This window comes from Thiohalorhabdus sp. Cl-TMA, assembly GCF_041821045.1.
Classification (GTDB): Bacteria; Pseudomonadota; Gammaproteobacteria; order Thiohalorhabdales; family Thiohalorhabdaceae; genus Thiohalorhabdus; species Thiohalorhabdus methylotropha.
In genome coordinates this window covers 228735-244676 of sequence record NZ_JBGUAW010000006.1, presented here as the reverse complement: position 1 = coordinate 244676, position 15942 = coordinate 228735, and the positions used below count along the sequence as shown (strand labels likewise).

Annotated in this window: 14 protein-coding genes; 10 read left to right on the top strand and 4 right to left on the bottom strand. The window is 64.1% G+C overall.

Annotated elements, in window-relative coordinates:
* Positions 1-139: 139 nt before the first annotated feature.
* Genes ACERLL_RS10395 through ACERLL_RS10375 form a run of 5 tightly spaced genes read left to right on the top strand, consistent with a single transcriptional unit; the run spans position 140 to position 4396 of the window.
* Positions 140-1003, top strand: a complete 864-nt coding sequence (locus tag ACERLL_RS10395; RefSeq protein ID WP_373656021.1) for a branched-chain amino acid ABC transporter permease — start codon at positions 140-142, stop codon at positions 1001-1003.
* Entirely contained in the window at positions 1003-2046 is a 1044-nt protein-coding gene (locus ACERLL_RS10390) for a branched-chain amino acid ABC transporter permease (RefSeq protein WP_373656020.1), read from the top strand. The genes ACERLL_RS10395 and ACERLL_RS10390 overlap by 1 nt, the downstream gene beginning before the upstream one ends.
* A 39-nt stretch (positions 2047-2085) precedes the next feature.
* Positions 2086-2838, top strand: a complete 753-nt coding sequence (locus ACERLL_RS10385) for an ABC transporter ATP-binding protein (RefSeq protein WP_373656019.1) — start codon at positions 2086-2088, stop codon at positions 2836-2838.
* Positions 2838-3545 carry an ABC transporter ATP-binding protein gene (locus ACERLL_RS10380; RefSeq protein ID WP_373656018.1) on the top strand — a complete coding sequence of 236 codons (708 nt, stop codon included), beginning with the start codon at positions 2838-2840 and terminating at the stop codon, positions 3543-3545. Before ACERLL_RS10385 ends, ACERLL_RS10380 begins: the two co-directional genes overlap by 1 nt.
* A gap of 53 nt (positions 3546-3598) precedes the next feature.
* Positions 3599-4396 carry a tetratricopeptide repeat protein gene (locus ACERLL_RS10375; protein WP_373656017.1) on the top strand — a complete coding sequence of 266 codons (798 nt, stop codon included), beginning with the start codon at positions 3599-3601 and terminating at the stop codon, positions 4394-4396.
* Positions 4397-4444: 48 nt separating this feature from the next.
* Here ACERLL_RS10375 and ACERLL_RS10370 read toward each other — a convergent pair whose 3' ends face one another.
* The 4 genes from ACERLL_RS10370 to ACERLL_RS10355 form a co-directional block, all read right to left on the bottom strand.
* Positions 4445-4852 carry an OsmC family protein gene (locus ACERLL_RS10370; RefSeq protein ID WP_373656016.1) on the bottom strand — a complete coding sequence of 136 codons (408 nt, stop codon included), beginning with the start codon at positions 4850-4852 and terminating at the stop codon, positions 4445-4447.
* A gap of 254 nt (positions 4853-5106) precedes the next feature.
* Positions 5107-7215, bottom strand: a complete 2109-nt coding sequence (locus ACERLL_RS10365; RefSeq protein ID WP_373656015.1) for a PAS domain-containing protein — start codon at positions 7213-7215, stop codon at positions 5107-5109.
* A gap of 165 nt (positions 7216-7380) precedes the next feature.
* The gene (narL, locus tag ACERLL_RS10360; protein WP_373656014.1) at positions 7381-8037 is read right to left on the bottom strand and encodes a two-component system response regulator NarL; all 657 of its coding nucleotides are present in this window, start codon (positions 8035-8037) and stop codon (positions 7381-7383) included.
* Positions 8034-9317 carry a histidine kinase gene (locus ACERLL_RS10355; RefSeq protein WP_373656013.1) on the bottom strand — a complete coding sequence of 428 codons (1284 nt, stop codon included), beginning with the start codon at positions 9315-9317 and terminating at the stop codon, positions 8034-8036. The genes narL and ACERLL_RS10355 overlap by 4 nt, the downstream gene beginning before the upstream one ends.
* Positions 9318-10288: 971 nt before the next feature.
* Here ACERLL_RS10355 and ACERLL_RS10350 point away from each other — a divergent pair.
* The 5 genes from ACERLL_RS10350 (at position 10289) to ACERLL_RS10330 (ending at position 15853) form a co-directional block, all read left to right on the top strand.
* A complete protein-coding gene (locus tag ACERLL_RS10350; RefSeq protein ID WP_373656012.1) occupies positions 10289-10579 on the top strand; it encodes a hypothetical protein in 291 nt (96 codons plus the stop codon).
* 268 nt (positions 10580-10847) lie between these two features.
* On the top strand, positions 10848-11597 hold the full coding sequence (locus tag ACERLL_RS10345) for a TorF family putative porin (RefSeq protein ID WP_373656011.1): 750 nt from the start codon (positions 10848-10850) through the stop codon (positions 11595-11597).
* Positions 11598-11681: 84 nt separating this feature from the next.
* The gene (locus ACERLL_RS10340) at positions 11682-12812 is read left to right on the top strand and encodes an aminomethyl transferase family protein (RefSeq protein ID WP_373656010.1); all 1131 of its coding nucleotides are present in this window, start codon (positions 11682-11684) and stop codon (positions 12810-12812) included.
* A 43-nt stretch (positions 12813-12855) separates the two neighbouring features.
* Positions 12856-13569, top strand: a complete 714-nt coding sequence (locus tag ACERLL_RS10335; protein ID WP_373656009.1) for a ferredoxin reductase — start codon at positions 12856-12858, stop codon at positions 13567-13569.
* Between the two features lie 76 nt (positions 13570-13645).
* The gene (locus ACERLL_RS10330; RefSeq protein WP_373656008.1) at positions 13646-15853 is read left to right on the top strand and encodes an oxidoreductase; all 2208 of its coding nucleotides are present in this window, start codon (positions 13646-13648) and stop codon (positions 15851-15853) included.
* The last annotated feature ends 89 nt before the right edge of the window (positions 15854-15942 follow it).

Sequence of the window (15942 nt, the reverse complement as noted above, 5' to 3'; positions counted from 1 at the left end):
CGGGTCGGGACCGCTCCCTGCCGGGCGGTCCCCGTGGGACCGGGCGGGCGCGGCTGGCGTCCGTCCCTTCCCGGGACCCGGAGCCAGCCGCTCTGGAAAACCCACGCAGACCACCCAGCGAGAAGAGGTGGAGAGCGCCGTGGAAACCTTCCTACAGACAATCGCCAACTCCCTGATGGCCAGCGGCTCCTACGCGCTGATGGCCGTCGGGCTGGTCCTCATATTCGGTGTGATGGGCATCATCAACCTCGCCCACGGCGAGCTGTACATGGTGGGGGCCTATACCGTTTGGTACACCTACACCGTCCAGGGGTGGGGCTTCCTCTGGGCCGTGCTCGCAGCGGTCTTTCTGGTGGCCGCCCTGGGCCTGCTCATGGAGCGCGCCCTGTTCCGACCCATGCTGGACAATCCCCTGGGCGGGCTCATCAACTCCATCGGGGTGCTGTTCATCCTCCAGGTCCTGGCGGTGAAGTTCGGTGGACTGGGCTCCATGAAGTACGTGCCCATTTCCGTTTCCGGCAACGTGAGCCTCTTCGGTGGGGCCAGCATTTCCGCCCAGCGGGCCGCCGTGATCGTGGTGACGGTCCTGATGCTGGGCTTGATCTGGTTCCTGTTGATGCGGACCAAGTACGGCTGGGCCCTGCGGGCCGTGGCCGAGGACCGGGAGGCCGCTGCCCTGCAGGGGATCAGCATCAATAAGACCTCCATGATGGCCATGGGACTGGGCTCGGCGGCGGCCGGATTGGCCGGCGCCATGATGGCGCCCATCGTCCGGGTCCATCCGTACATGGGCCACGAGGTAATCATCACCGCCCTTATCGTCACCATCGTGGGCGGCATGGGAAGCCTTTCGGGGGCCGTCATTGCCGCCGTGCTGTACGCTTTCTTCAGCACCTTCATGACCACCTACGTCGGGGGCACCATCGCGCAGATCGCCGGCCTGGCACTGATGCTCGTGGTGCTGGTCATTAAACCCACGGGAATCATGGGGCGGAGCGCATAATGGCGGAATACAGTTCTCGTATCGGCTGGGGGCTGCTGCTGGCGGTCGCGGTGGTGGTGCCCTTCTTCCTCAGCTATTCCCAGATGGACATCGCCATCGCCCTGGTGGTGAATGTGCTCCTGGTGTCCAGCTACCGGTGGCTGACCCTGACCGGGGAGTTCTCCCTGGCCCACGCGGTGCTTATGGGCGTGGGGGCCTATGGAAGTGGCCTGCTGGCCAAGGATCTGGGATGGCCCTTCTGGTTCAGCCTGCCGGCGGCGGGTCTGATCACCGCCTTCGTGGCCTTCCTGCTGAGCTTCCCGCTGTTCCGGATGAAGCTGTTCTATTTCCTGATCGGCTCCTTCGCCGCGGGCGAGGCCATCCGGCTCTCATGGAACTATTTCGACAACCCCTTCGGCGGGCCGGGGGGGCTGACCATGATCCCCACGCCGCAGCTGTGGGTGCCGACGATGGGCGTGATCGACATCGGCCTGCTGTACCCCATCCGCTATTACTTCCTGGCCCTGGCGATCGTGACCCTGTGCCTGTGGATCCTCCACCGGCTGGAGCGCTCCCGCATCGGCCTCACCCTGCACGCCCTGCACTGGCGGGACGAGCTTGCCGAATCGGTGGGCGTCCACGCGTGGTACTACCGGATGCTGGCCTTCGTCACCTCGGCCTTTTTCGCCGGCGTGGCCGGTTCCCTGCACGCGCACTACATCGGCACGGTGACGCCGCCCATCTTCGGTCTGCATCTCATGGTGCTGATCCTGGTCTGGCTGATCGTCGGGGGCAGTCGCACCTTTGCCGGTCCCATCGTCGGCGTGATCGCCCTGACCATGTTCAACGAGTTCTTCCGCTTCGCGGAGGAGGTGCGGCCGGCCTTTTACGGCGTGATGCTGATCCTGGCCACGCTGTTCCTCCCGGACGGTCTGGAGAGCATTCCGGGCAAGATCCGCGGCTGGTGGCAGGGACGAAAAGGCACCTCCGGAGGCGGCCAGCCCGTGCGGGACCAGCGGGACGCCCCCCGTTCCGAAACCACGACCACCACGTCTTCCACCTGAAGGGCCTCTTACGTCCTCTGGAGCCGCGAGGAGCAAGACATGTCTTTTCTGACGGCGAAGAACATCAGCAAGCGATTCGGAGGTCTGACCGCCCTGGACCAGGTGAGCCTGGACGTGGAGGAGGGCGAGATCCGCGGGCTGATCGGGCCCAACGGGGCCGGTAAGTCCACCATGTTCAAGGTGATCAGCGGCGCCTATTTCCCGAGCGCCGGCTCCATCCTTTTCCAGGGCGAGGACGTGACGCGACAGCCCTGGCACAAGCGGGCGGAGGAAGGGATTATCCGCACTTTCCAGGAAACCACCCTGTTCGAGGAGTTCACCGCCTGGGAGAACGTCCTGGTGGGTTGCCATATGCAGGCCCATACCGGCCTGTTCCGAGCCATCTTCGGCCGGGACAAGGCCCGCGAGCGCGAGGCCGAGCGGAAGGTGCAGGAGGTCATGGAGTTCATGGGCGTGGCCGACCGCAAGGACGAGATGGCCTCCGACCTGCCGCTGGGGTTCCAGCGCGCCCTCGGCATGGCCATCGCCCTGGCCTCCGGACCCAGGGTCCTCCTGCTGGATGAGCCCTTCGCGGGAATGAACCCCGAGGAGACCAACACCATGATGGATCTGGTCCGGAAGGTCCGGGATTCTGGAATTACCGTGATCCTCGTGGAGCACGACATGAAAGCCATCATGGGCCTGTGCGACCGGATCAGCGTCCTGAACTTCGGGCAGCTCCTGGCGGAAGGGGCCCCGGAGGAGATCCGCAACAACAAGGACGTCATCGAAGCCTACTTGGGGGCCGCCTGATGCTCCTGGAAATCAAGAACCTGACCGTGAAGTACGGACCGGTGGTCGCCCTGCGCGAGGCCTCCTTCCAGGTGGAGGAGAAGGACATGATCACCCTCGTGGGGGCCAATGGGGCGGGCAAGAGCACCACCCTGCGGACCATTTCGGGTCTGGAGAAGCCGGCGGGGGGAGAGATCTGGTACGACGGCCATCGCATCGACGGCATGCCGGCGGAGAAGATCCTGCCCCTGGGCATCAGCCAGGTGCCCGAGGGACGCCGGGTGTTCCCCGGCCTGTCGGTGGCCGAGAACCTGCATACCGGGGCCTACACCCGGAAGGACAAGGCGGAGGTGCAGCGCGACCTGGAATGGATCTACGAGATCTTTCCCCGCCTGCGGGAGCGGCACACCCAGGCGGCGCGCACGCTGAGCGGCGGTGAACAGCAGATGCTCGCCATCGGCCGGGCGCTCATGGCCCGTCCCCACCTCCTGCTTCTGGACGAGCCTTCCCTGGGGCTGGCGCCCAAGATCGTCCAGGAGATCGCCCATACGCTGCAGGAGATCCAGCGGCAGGGCGTATCCGTGATCCTGGTGGAGCAGAACGCCGAGCTGGCGCTGGAGCTGGCGCAGTACGGATACGTGCTCGAAACGGGGCAGATCTCTCTGGAGGGCCCCACTTCCGAGCTCCGCGACAACGAAACGGTCCGCGAGGCCTATCTCGGCGTCTGAACCGTAACTCCCGGGCGTTGCGGTGGGCCACGCCTATGGACGGAGGCCGCGAGTTGGAGAACGAAAAACCGACGGTGGACTACTCCGGGGAGCCGGTCCTGGAGGAGGAAGAGCAGGAAACGGCCCTCGCCGATCTGCTATGGGCGTTTCTCGCGGAGCAGGGCGCCCTGGCCCTCCACCAGGGGCTGGAGGAAACGGCGCGCCAGCTCTGGAGCCGGGCCAGTGATCCGGTGGAGGGGTTCGCCCAGGGCGATCCCAGGCGTGCCGCCGCGCTCAATAACCGCGGCGTGGGACAGCGTCTGGCGGGGCGTCTGCCGGAGGCCGAATCGCTGTTCCGCAAGGCGCAAGCGGCCTGGCAGGAGGCTGAGGGCTGGGTGGCGGACATGGAGCACCCGCCCCGGGCGGCGAGCTCGGTGTTCCATATCAAGCTGGAGATCAAGCACGGCCGGGACCAGTACGAGCCGGTGGCCCGGCAGGAGGCGCAGCGGGATCTCGCGGCCGCCCGGTCCTTTACGCTCGGCAATCTGGCGGAAACGGTCTTCCACCGGGGAGATGCGGAAAAGGCCCGGCGGCTATTCGGGCAGGCCGTGGATCTCAGGGAGCGGGGAGCCGGTCCCCGGGATCGGGGCCTGGAGCTGCTCAAGGCGAATCGGATCTATCTGGAGGGCGGTAGCCCGGAGACGCCCCGGGGCCACCACACGGGACGGAGCAACGAGCCCGTACCGGACCAATGGTATCCCTGGGATCTTGTCCGGATGCGGGCATTCAACGATGAGGAGGTGCTCCGGGCCGCCCTGCGGCTGACGGTGCTTGCCGGTGCGCAAGCCCTGGGCGGGCGGGAAAGCGGATAGGGAACGGCGCCGAACGGCTGCAGGCGGCGGGACCCGGCCCGGACCGGGTCAGTCCGCCTCGCTGGCGATGTGAAGCTCCACCGGCGTCCAGACGTCCAGCGCCTTGTGGATGGGGCACTGCTTCAGAAAGCGGATCAGGAGGTTGCGGTCCTCCTCGGACAGCGGAATGTCCATGGTGAGGTCCGCCTGGATCTGCTCGATCTCGCAGCGCTTCTGGTCCACGGCGCAGGTTACGACGATGCGCGTACTGGCCGACCGCTGTCGCCGCTCCAGGAAATTCTGGGCGAAATGCAGGAGGCACGAGCCCAGGCCCACCGCCAGGTGGTCCATGGGCGTGCCGTCCTCGGAGTCGGTTTTCGGTCCGGTCCGTATGGACGGTCCGATCCCGGAGGGCCTGGAACAGGTGATCTCTCCCTGGGGGGTGCAGAGCACCTCCACCTCGTAGCTTCTTCCCATTCCCGGGTACATCCTTCCTGTTGAAATCCGTTGTCGTCCCGCGGCTCCGGCTTCGCGAACGGGCAGGGCCGCTCCCCGCACGGAGCCTACCCGGGCTTACGCCCTAAGATGCCCGGCATGTCCCCCCGTGTCGAGTGATTTTGCCTCGCGCTTCCGGGTGGGCGGCACGGTTCGGGAAGGCGGGCGCTGTCCAGCTATCGGGCCCATGCCCGGGGAGTAAGGCGGGGGGAGGGGTAGGACCCGGGTGGCGGCCTTCAGGCCTCGGCCGCGCTGTCGCAGAGGGTGCCCTCATGGAAATCGCAGGAGAGCGATTTCAGGCGCTGCGCTTCCTTGGGGTCGGTGATCTCGGGGGCGATGATCTGCAGCCCGAAGGCCTCGGCACCCTTGCAGATGCCCTGCACCACCGTTTCCCGGTCCTTGTTCGCGTGAACCCAGTGGGGGGCCAGACGCACCATTTCCACGGCCTCCAGATGGGCCAGGTGCCCGAAGTCCCCCGTGAACTCGTCCAGAACCATCCGCAGGTTCCGCTGGTGCAGGTGCTCGCGGAAGGCGTCGGCTCCCTCGGCCTGTCTCCCTTCCTGGAAGAATGCGGCCGGTACGGCGGGAAGCACCGGGTTGTCGGCCCCGGCGAGCTCCCGGGTAAGGGTCTGAATGCGGTCCAGGAGGTCCGGGTCCAGAAGCTCGGGCGCGTCCAAACGCAGCAGGAGCCGGTGTGTGGACTCCCGAAGGAAGGCGCCGGCCCATTCGTCCAGATGGTAGGCCAGCTCCTCGCAGAGGTGGTCCTTGAGCTCCGGAACCAGGCCGCGGTTGACCGCGGCCGGCAGGAATTCCGCGAGAGGGATGGCGGCCTTGCGCTTTTGCGGCCAAACCAGGCGGCCATACCAGGCGGTGGGACTGCCGTCGGGCTGCGGAAAGATGGGCTGGAAATCCAGCACGATCTCCCGCTTCTGCAGGGCCTCCTGGAAGGCCTGGGCCATACGGTTGAAGCCGATCATCTCCCCGCGGAGCCCCTGGTCGGTGACCATTTCGCGCGTACCGCCGATGGCGCCGGCCTGAACCATGGCCTGATCGGCGTTCTCCAGCACCTCTTCGCTGCTTCGCCATCCGGACTGGCTCATGGCGATGCCGATATTGAGATCCAGGTCGATGCGCTTGCCGCCCACCAGATAGGTGTTCTGGCAGCGCAGGCGGATCCGGTCCACGAGGGCGCCCACCTCCCACGGGGCATGGCGCTCGGGGAGCAGGACTCCGATGCGGAGGTGGTTGAGAACGGCCAGGGAGGCGGTCTCCCCCAGGTTATCCCGGAGACGCTGCAGGAACTGGTGGCGGAGCTCCTTGAGTCGGGCGTTGCCCATATGGGCGAGGAGGTCGTCGCCGTTGGCCATGCCGAGAAGCAGGAAGACGAACCCGGAGTGGCCGTCCCAATCGGCGGTGCGGATGATGAAGTCCAGCCGGTCGAGGAGCAAACTCTGGGTGGGCTGGCCATGGAAATCGTCGTAGAGGCGCGCCTGCTCCGCCCGGTCCGTGAAGCGCTTGAGCCGCTGCGGGGCCTCCGTGATGAACCCCTCGATGCCGAGCAGGTCCTCTCCCGTGGAGAAAACCCCCTGGCCCCGCTCCCAGACCAGCTTCTCATGCCCCTGGGCGGTCACGATGCGGTAGAGGATCTCGAAGCTGCGGCGCTCGCGAAGGGCGGCCTGCACTTCGTTCCAGACTTTGTCCTGGTCCTCGGGATGGATCAGCGAGCCGTAGGTGATGGCCCGGTTGTTGACGAGCTCCTGGGGCGAGAAGCCGGTGAGCTTGTAGGCCCCCTCGCTGACGAAGTACATGGTCCAGTCGCGGTTGTTTCGGCCGCGGTAGAGCATGGCGGGGAGCCGGTGCACCAGCCCCACCAGGTTCTGGTATTCCGCTTCGCGGAGATCGTCCGCCTGAACCTCGTCGGTAACGTCGGTGAGGCTGCCGAGGATATGCTCCTGGCCACCCTGCTCGTGGAGCCGAGCCCGCACCTCCACCCAGCGGTATTTGCCTTCCTGGGTGAGCAGCCGCAGGCGCACGGAACTGGGGGCATGGGCCTCGTGGCCGGCATGCTTGACGTGCTCGTCCCAGTGCGAGCGATCCTGGGGGTGTATGAATTGAGCAACCGGGGTGCCCACGCTGTGGGAGGGGAGCCAGCCCGTGACCTCCTTCCATTCCCCGCTCAGGAAGGTCCAGCGGTTCTGGCCGTCGAGCTGGAAAATCACGAAGGGGAGCTGGTCGAGCCAGTTCCTCCGCTTACTTTTCCGGCCCGCGGGCCCTTCGGCGGTGCCTTCCCGCCGGGTGCCCAGGAGGCTCCTTATCGGTCCTGCAAGACGTGCTGGAATAGACAAACTCTTTGCCCGGCTTGTGGGGAAGGCTGTTCGTGCCGCATGGCCCCCTGCCTTCAGGTATCGCGAAGGGCCCCATGATCCTACCTTTACTTTAGGTAAGGATGCACGCGTTGAGGACTCCCCTGCCGGAGTACCCGTTAAGGTGTAGTTTACTTCTTAGAAAACCTAGGTTTGCGCTTTCTGTTCCAGGAACCAGACGGCCGCCTCCAGGCGGGAGCGCAGGTTGAGCTTGCTAAGCAGATGGCGCACATGGACCTTGACGGTGCCGTCGCTGATTTCAAGCTCGCGGGCGATCAGCTTGTTGCTGAGGCCTTCGGCAATGAGGGCGAGGATCTGCCTTTCCCGTTCGGTGAGGGTGGAGTCGTCGGGGACCGCCCGGTCCTTTTCCCGGTCATTGCGCAGGGAGCAGGTCAGCAGCTCGGTTAGGTGGTCCGTGAGAATCACCTGGCCGGAGGACACGTTGTGGAGCTTGCCCACCAGATCCTCCGGCTCCATATCCTTGAGGAGATAGCCGTCGGCACCCCACCGAATGGCGGTTACCAGATCATCCTCGGAATCGGAAACCGTGAGCATCACCACGAGGATGTCCGGATGCTTCTGTTTGAGGCTCTTGAGGACTTCCAGGCCGGTGATCTCCTTCATATTCAGGTCCAAGAGGACCAGGTCGGGCTGAATCTCCTCCACCTTGTCCATTCCCTCGCGGCCGGAGCTGGCTTCACCCACCACGGAGAATCCGGGCTCGCCGTCGATCAGCTGGGACAGGCCGCTGAGGAACAGGGGGTGGTCGTCGATGAGCAGTATGCGATGGGTATCTTCCGTCATGCCTGTTTCTCTTTCTCCGGATGCGTGTGAGGAGACTCCTGGGAGGGGGCGTGGTGGGAGAGCCGGGCCGGCAGGAAGGAGAGGCGGACCTGCGTTCCGCCCTCCGAGCGGGGCTCGACGGTGAGACCTCCCTCCAGGGCCTTGGCACGCTCTTGCATATTGTTTAAGCCGTGGCTCCCGTCCCAGGACGAGCTGTCCGACAGTCCGACGCCATCATCCTCCACGGTCACGTGGATCTTCTGCTCTTCCCCTTGAAAAACGGAGATCCAGCCCTGCCGCGCATGGGAGTGTCGAACGAGGTTGGAGAGCGCTTCCCGGACGATCAGGAAAGCCTGCACCTCCTCGTTGGCCGTGAGCTGGTCCCCGGGGATCCGGTAATCCAAGCTGAAGGCGATGCCGCTCAGCTTTTCGTACTCCTCGATGGTGTTGCTGATTTCCTGCTCGAGGTTGGGCGCTTCAAGGGTCAGCCGGAAGGTGTTGATGATTTCGCGAAGCTGCCGGTAGGAGACGTTGAGGTTGGTCCGGAGATCCTGCAGCACGCTTTCCAGCTTGGACCGGTCATTCTCCTCGGATATGTCGCAGTTCGTATCCTCCAGCTTGGCCTGCAGCCGGCTCGTCTGGATCATCAGATAGGACAGCGATTGCGCCAGGGAGTCGTGGAGCTCCCGGGCGATGGCCGCCCGCTCCTCGTAGAGGGCGAGCCGGCGCTTGAGCTTGGCACGCCGGGTACTGATCATCACCGGGCCGAGCCGTCCCGCGAGGGTCTTCAGGAATTGGTATTCCTGGGGCGAGAAGGGCTTGGGAGTGGGGGTCCGGAGGATGAGGTAGCCGTGGTTCTGCGAGGGGTCCGAGATCTGGACCTGGAGCAGGTTGTGCTCAACCTCGCCGGGATAGGTTACCCGGATGATCCCGGGATAGGGCTCCGGGCCGAGTAGGGGCAGGCTCCCCTGCGAGGCGAGATTCTGCCAGCGCTCCTGCGGCTCGGTGGCGGCCAGGATCTCCGGGTGGCCGTCCGTTTCGTTCCCCTCCAGGAGCAGGATACTGGCCTCGGCCCCCGTGCATTCCTCGATCTGATTAAGGATCAGGAGGAAAGGCTCCTTGGCGTCCGGCTCTTCGAGTAGCTGGAAGAGCGCATTGTCGAGGGTGCTCTGACATTGCGCATAGGCGGATGTCTGGTGGGTGGAGAGGGGCTGTATTAAAGGAGCCGATGCCTTGGAGCTGTGAAAGATCCCCCGCCAGAATCTTTCCTTGATCCATCCGAGTCCGCCGAGGAAGGCCATTTGGAAGCGTCCTTTCCCGTTCCCATTCCTTGGGTAGAGGGGGCTGCGATGGTGATCGCTTGGCATGCAAGGGGTCCGGGATTGCGGTTGGGTTTACTCTATACGCTCAGGAGCGAATCCAGTCAACCGGATGGGCCGTTAGGTGCACCATCCGGGCCTTTCGCTCCGGGGAAGGCCCGGGTGTCGTCCGTATGGACCCGCGACGCGAGGATAAGATCCGTGCCCGGTTCGTTTCGGCATGGCGGGTCTGCCTCTTAATGGATAACCCCTAGGAGCGGGGAAGCGGCCAACCCCTTCGTGCGAAAGGATTAAAATATAACTAAAAAGAGTATCCTAGCCCTGTTTTGGTAGTACTAGTTAGGGAGTACTCCTAAGGGAAAGCCCTGAATTCTGGCTGGTCCCTCCTGCCCGCTACCTCCTTCCAAAATGTCAATTTTTCCTCTTTATTTTCAGTCCTTTCACGCCTAAAACCCATGCGCGGACTAGAAGTGTAAACCGTTAAGAATCCAGAGGTATCCCCATATGGGTACCTCTTTTTTACGCTTTTCACGTTTTTTTCGGATTAATTATAAATTCTTAGTAGGTAAGTCTCCACCCACCCCCGATCTTGCCGAGTCTGCGATTACCCCCATGAGGGTACTAAGGGAGATCAATTGCCGGTTCATTCCTCGCCGCAGAGACTACCGCAACCGGCTGGGGATTCGGTCCCTTGAAGATCTCTACATTCAAGCCCCGGACCCGGGAAGGCGTTGGAAGCTGCCCGTTTCCTCATGAACATCGACGAAATCTCAGAGGGGGTGGATGCGGGCTCTTGGAAGGGCGGAAGAACGGCCGGGCGCTCTTTTGGATGCTGCTTGCCGGTGGCTCCGCCATGCTCGCCGGCCTGGCGCCGTGGAAGTGGTGCGCTCCCTGGAATAAGGACGAGGGCAAGGGCCCGAAACCGAGGCTTCGAAGTAAGGAGAGTCCGGAAAATGGCGAAACTGCATTTGAAGGGCTACATCCTTTACCTGCTCAGCACCCAGGCCTCCGGGCTGTGGGACCACCAGATCGCCGAGCGGGTCATGAAGGAATACGGGGTGAGTGGCTTGTACTGGCACGGGACGGTGCGCCTGACCCTGACGGACCTGTACGCCAGCGGCCTGATCGAGGTGGTCGAGGAAAAGCTGGACGACGGTACGTATTTCGGCAAAGACAAGATCCTTATCTGCTATGCCCTCTCGGATTTTGGTCGGGAACGGTTGAGTGAGGCCCTGATCGCTTAACCGGGCTTCGCCTTCAAATTCAACGCAGGTAGTAACAGGAGGGGTTCGACCACGTGACTTCTTTCTGGGGTTTTCGGGGGCTCACATCCTGGCGGTTTTGCTGACTCCGGCTGTGAGCCTTTTTGCTCTCAACCAAGCCCGGACTTTCGTACGTCGCCTGTAAAAGGCTGATACCGGGCGGGGTTTCAAGAAAAAGGGAGGTGGGGCCCCGGAAACAGGCCCGCGGCGCTTGCCCGGGGAAGCTCTATCTCCCGAAAGGGGACTGACCATGAAGAAGATCGTTACTGCTTCCGTATGCACCGGCCTGCTGGCCATGAGCGGAGCGGCCACCGCTGGAATGAGCTCCACGGTGACCTTCGCCACGGACTACATGTTCCGCGGCGGCTCGCAGACCGGCAACAAGCCGGCGCTCCAGGGCGGGCTGACCTATTCCCATGCCAGCGGTGCTTACGTCGGAATCTGGGCCTCCAGCGTGAACTTCGACAGAGTAGCTTCCGGCGGCGACGGTTTCCGGATGCGGGAGGAAACCTCCACCGAGGCCGATTGGTACGTGGGCTATGCCAATAGCTATGAGGGCCTCGGTTTCAACATCATGTACTACTCCTTCAACTATCCGGGCTGGGAGGACCTAGGCTTCGATGAGGTGTGGGGCAACGTCAACTACACCTTCGGTCCCGTGAACGCCAAGGCCGCGGTGCGCCAGAGCACCAATGATTTCTTCGGGTTCCCATCGTACGGCGAAGCCACGGCCTATGAAGGAATCCTCTCCGGGGACCTTGGCGCCGGCTTCTCCGCCTCGGCGACCTACGGCGTACAGGAGTTCGACGGCTCCGTTGAGGACTATAACTATTACGACGTCGGCGTTTCCAAGGACTTCATCGGCCTGACCTGGGACGTGCGGTACCACGACACCGACATCAGCGATGACGATGCCGCGCCCGCTTATCAGGAAAAGAACGCCGATGGCCGGTTCGTGTTTAGCGTGACCCGCAGCAGTAACTGGGATGTGCCCTTCTAAAAGTTGGGTATCCCAGCAGACGACAATCCGGTTCCCCCATGGGGGGGGACCGGGTGTTTTTCCCCACCAAAAGGAGGACGAAATATGGCGGAAGAAGGTCTACGGGATGACGTCCTGTTCGACCGCCATCGGCAATTAGGGGCGGATCTGGAGGACGTGATCTGGAATATGCAGATCCCGGCCGTCTACGGGGATCAGGATCCGCACGACGAGGTGGTCGCGGTCCGTACCGCCGTGGGCCTGTTCGACATCTCCGCACTGAACATAATCCATGTGGAAGGGCCGGATGCCGCCGAAGCCCTGAACTGGATGGTCAGCATCAAGGTGCCGGAGCTCAAGGAGAACCGGGCCCGCCTCGGCATGGAGCTTACCGAGCAGGGTGGCATCCGCGACGACATCATGATCCTGCGTGATGGCCCCGAGAAGTTCCGTATCTCCCACGGCGGCGGCGATACGCCCAAGGTTCTGGAGCAGGCCGTTCAAGGCAAGAACGTCAAGACCTGGAAGGACACCGACGTTCACATCCTGTCGGTTCAGGGACCGAACGCGCTTCCCTTCCTGAACCCCAACTGCGACGACGACCTGGCCCGCCTCAAGTACTTCGAGCATACCTTCACCAAGCTGTTCGGCATGGACGTAACCATCGCCCGGTGCGGGTACTCCGGGGAGTACGGCTTCGAGGTGCACGTCTCCTCGCAGAACGCCGTGAACCTCTGGGACACCCTGCTCGACAAGGGCAAGGCCCACGGAATCCTTCCCTGCTCCTGGACCACCATCGACCTCATGCGGGTCGAGGGCGCCCTGCTGTTCTATCCCTTCGATATGCCCTGGGAGAACACCACCCCGTGGGAGATCGACTGGGATTGGGCCGTGGACGAGGACAAGGAAGAGGACTGGCTCGGCAAGGAAGCCTGCCTGGCGTCCAAAGGCAAGGAGCGGTCCAAGATCGTCGGCCTCAGCATCGACCATCCCGAGGATGTCGAGGAAGAGGCCAAGGTGCTGAAAGACGGCCAGGAAACCGGCGTGGTCACCATGCCCGGCTTCAGCCGTTATCTGATGCGCAACATTGCCCTGGCTCACGTGAAACCGGAGCACACCGCCATTGGCACGCAGCTGGAGGTGAAGGACGGCAAGGGCACCTACAAGGCCCATGTGATGCAGACGCCGTTCTATGACCCGATGCGGATGCGCTCGGTTCCCGAGCAATTCAAGTAGATCCCGGCGGGATCGGGTTCGGCTCCCGACCAGGAGACGCCCAATGCAGGCCGTGATTTCTGAAACGGAGTGGGTTTCCTCGAACGCGAAGGCGATTCGCTTCATCGAGCCAAGCGGCGGGGTCTTCTCGCCGGCCCCTCCCGGCAGCCACATCAAGGTGGCCCTGTCGGCGGAGGAGAAGGGGTCGCCCTTCTCGCTCACCAGTCCACCCGCCGGCGAGCCCGGTTACGAGGTGGTGGTGACGCAGGGAGCCGGAGCGGGCGCCGTATCCCGCTGGCTGCTCGAGGAAGCGGGCCCCGGAAAGGCCGTGGAGATCACCCGGCCGCGGTGCGGACTGCCGCGGGCCCAGGAGGCCGACCACCACGTGCTGGTGGCCGGCGGCATGGGAGTTACCGCGTTCCTGGCCCACATGGCGGCTTTCCGCACGGCGGGCGCTTCCTACGAGCTGCATTACGCCGTGCGCAGCCGGAGCGAAGCCATCCGTCTGCGCGAGCTCCAGTCGGCCCATCCCGGTCGGGTGCAGTGCTATCCGGCCGACGAGGGCTTCCGGCTGCGGGTAGCCGAGCGGGTCCGCCGGGCTCCGGCGGGGAGCCATTTCTACGTCTGTGGCCCGCCCCGCCTGACGCAAGAAGTTGTCGATGCTGCATTCGAAGTCGGTTGGCCTTCCGAGTCGGTCCATTGGGATCGGTTCGGTTGGCAGCCGGAGGAACCAAGGTCCGGCCTTGCGGAGGGATGGGCCCGGCCCGTGGAGGCCTGAGGCCCCCTCCAGATCCTGGTGGGTGGGTGCAGGCCCACCTCTCTACAAGGGATTGTTACACCAAGGAGAGTAAAAGATGGCACGCGATCCCAAGCTCGACATTCTCTTCGAGCCGATCGATGTCGGCCCGAAGACGCTGAAGAACCGCTTCTATCAGGTTCCCCACTGTATCGGTGCCGGCTCCGACAAGCCGGGCTTCCAGATGGCCCACCGCGGCGTCAAGGCCGAGGGCGGCTGGGGCGCTCTGAACACCGAGTACTGCTCCATCCATCCCGAGTCCGATGACACCATGCGGATCTCCGCCCGGCTCTGGGACGAGGGCGACGTCCGCAACCTGAAGGCCATGACGGACTATGTGCACCAGTACGGGGCGCTGGCCGGCGTTGAGCTGTGGTACGGCTCCTCCCACTCCCCCAACATGGAAAGCCGCGCCACCCCGCTGGGCGTGAGCCAGTTCGCTTCCGAGTTCGAGACCCAGACCTTCTGTCGGGGCGCGGACAAGGACCAGATCCAGCGGCTGCAGAACCACTACGTCGATGCGGCCAAGCGGGCCCGCGACGCCGGCTTCGACATCGTCTACGTCTACGGCGCCCACAGCTACCTGCCCCTGCAGTTCCTGTCCCCGTACTACAACAAGCGCACCGACGAGTACGGCGGCTCCTTCGAGAACCGGGCCCGCTTCTGGGTCGAGACCCTCGAGAAGGTCAAGAAGGCCGTGGGCCACGAGTGCGCCATCGCCACCCGCTTCGCTGTCGACACCCTCTACGGTCCCGACAGCATCGAGGTCGAGGACGAGGGCGTGAAGTTCATCGAGATGGCCGATCCCTATCTGGACCTGTGGGACGTCAACATCGGCGACATCGCGGAATGGGGCGAGGACGCCGGACCTTCCCGGTTCTACCGGATGGGCCACCAGCAGCCCTGGACGCGCTTCGTCAAGCAGCACAGCAACAAGCCCGTGCTGGGCGTGGGCCGGTTCACCGACTCCGCCAAGATGGCCGAGGTGATCAACTCCGGCGAGCTCGACATCATCGGCGCGGCGCGGCCGTCCATCGCCGATCCCTTCCTGCCGAACAAGATCGAGGAAGGCCGCGAGGACGACATCCGCACCTGCATCGGCTGCAACGTCTGCATCTCCCGCTGGGAGATCGGCGGCCCGCCCATGATCTGCACTCAGAACCCCACCGCCGGCGAGGAATTCCGCCGCGGCTGGCACCCCGAGAAGACCCAGAAGGCGGCCAGCGACGACGCCATCCTGGTGGTGGGCGCAGGCCCCTCCGGTGCCGAGTGCGCCCGCACCCTCATGGACCGCGGCCACGTGGTGCACCTCTATGACAAGGCCGAGAAGGTGGGCGGCTACGTGAACGATGTGGCCACCCTGCCGGGCCTGGCCGAGTGGAGCTACCACCGCGATTACCGCGAGGTGCAGCTTCAGAAGCTGGTTAAGAAGAACAAGGAGAGCCAGCTGGCCCTGGGTGCCAAGGAAATGACCGTTCAGGACGCGCTGGACTACGGCGCCGACAAGATCGTGATCGCCACCGGCGCCACCTGGAACACCGACGGCACCAACCCGCTGGACCACGGTCCCATCCCGGGCATCGACGCCGAGAACAAAGACAACATGCTGACGCCGGATCAGATCTTTGCCGGCAAGAAGCCCGTGGGCAAGAAGGTCACCATCCTCAACGGCGACCCCTATTACATGGCGCCCAGCCTCGCCGAGAAGCTGGCCACCGAGGGGTACGAGGTGACCGTGGTGGACGGCGTGGGTCTGGGTACCTACATGGAGTTCACCCTGGAGCTGCCCAACATGGAGCGGCGCCTGCACGAGCTGGGTGTCGAGGTGATCGGCGACCACTGGGCCTCCCGCGCCGAGGACAACCGCCTGGAGATCTTCAACCTGTACGGCGACAGCTCCAAGCGCGTCTACAAGGGCCCCGGCGAGCTCCCGCGCGAGAAGGCGAACGACACGCACCAATGGCACGAGTTCGACAGCCTCGTGGTGGTGACCGGTCGCTCCTCCAATTGCGAGCTCTACGACGGCCTCAAGGCCCGCAAGGACGAGTGGGAGGAGAACGGCATCAAGGACGTCTACCTCATCGGTGACGCCCTGGCGCCCAAGATCATCGCCGACGCCACCTTCGACGGTCACCGGATGGCCCGGGAGATCGAGGACGAGGAAGCCCAGTACCACCGTCCGTACAAGCGGGAAAAGGCGGTATTCGGTGCCCCGTACGTGCCTGGTCACTCCTACAACCTGGAGTTCCTGCACGACAAGGACTGAGTACTCAGTGTGGGCGCCCGTCCCCAGGGGCGGGCGCCCCTTCTTTTCCGGCCAAGCGGGAGTACTGCCGCAAGGCATTGATTCTCATT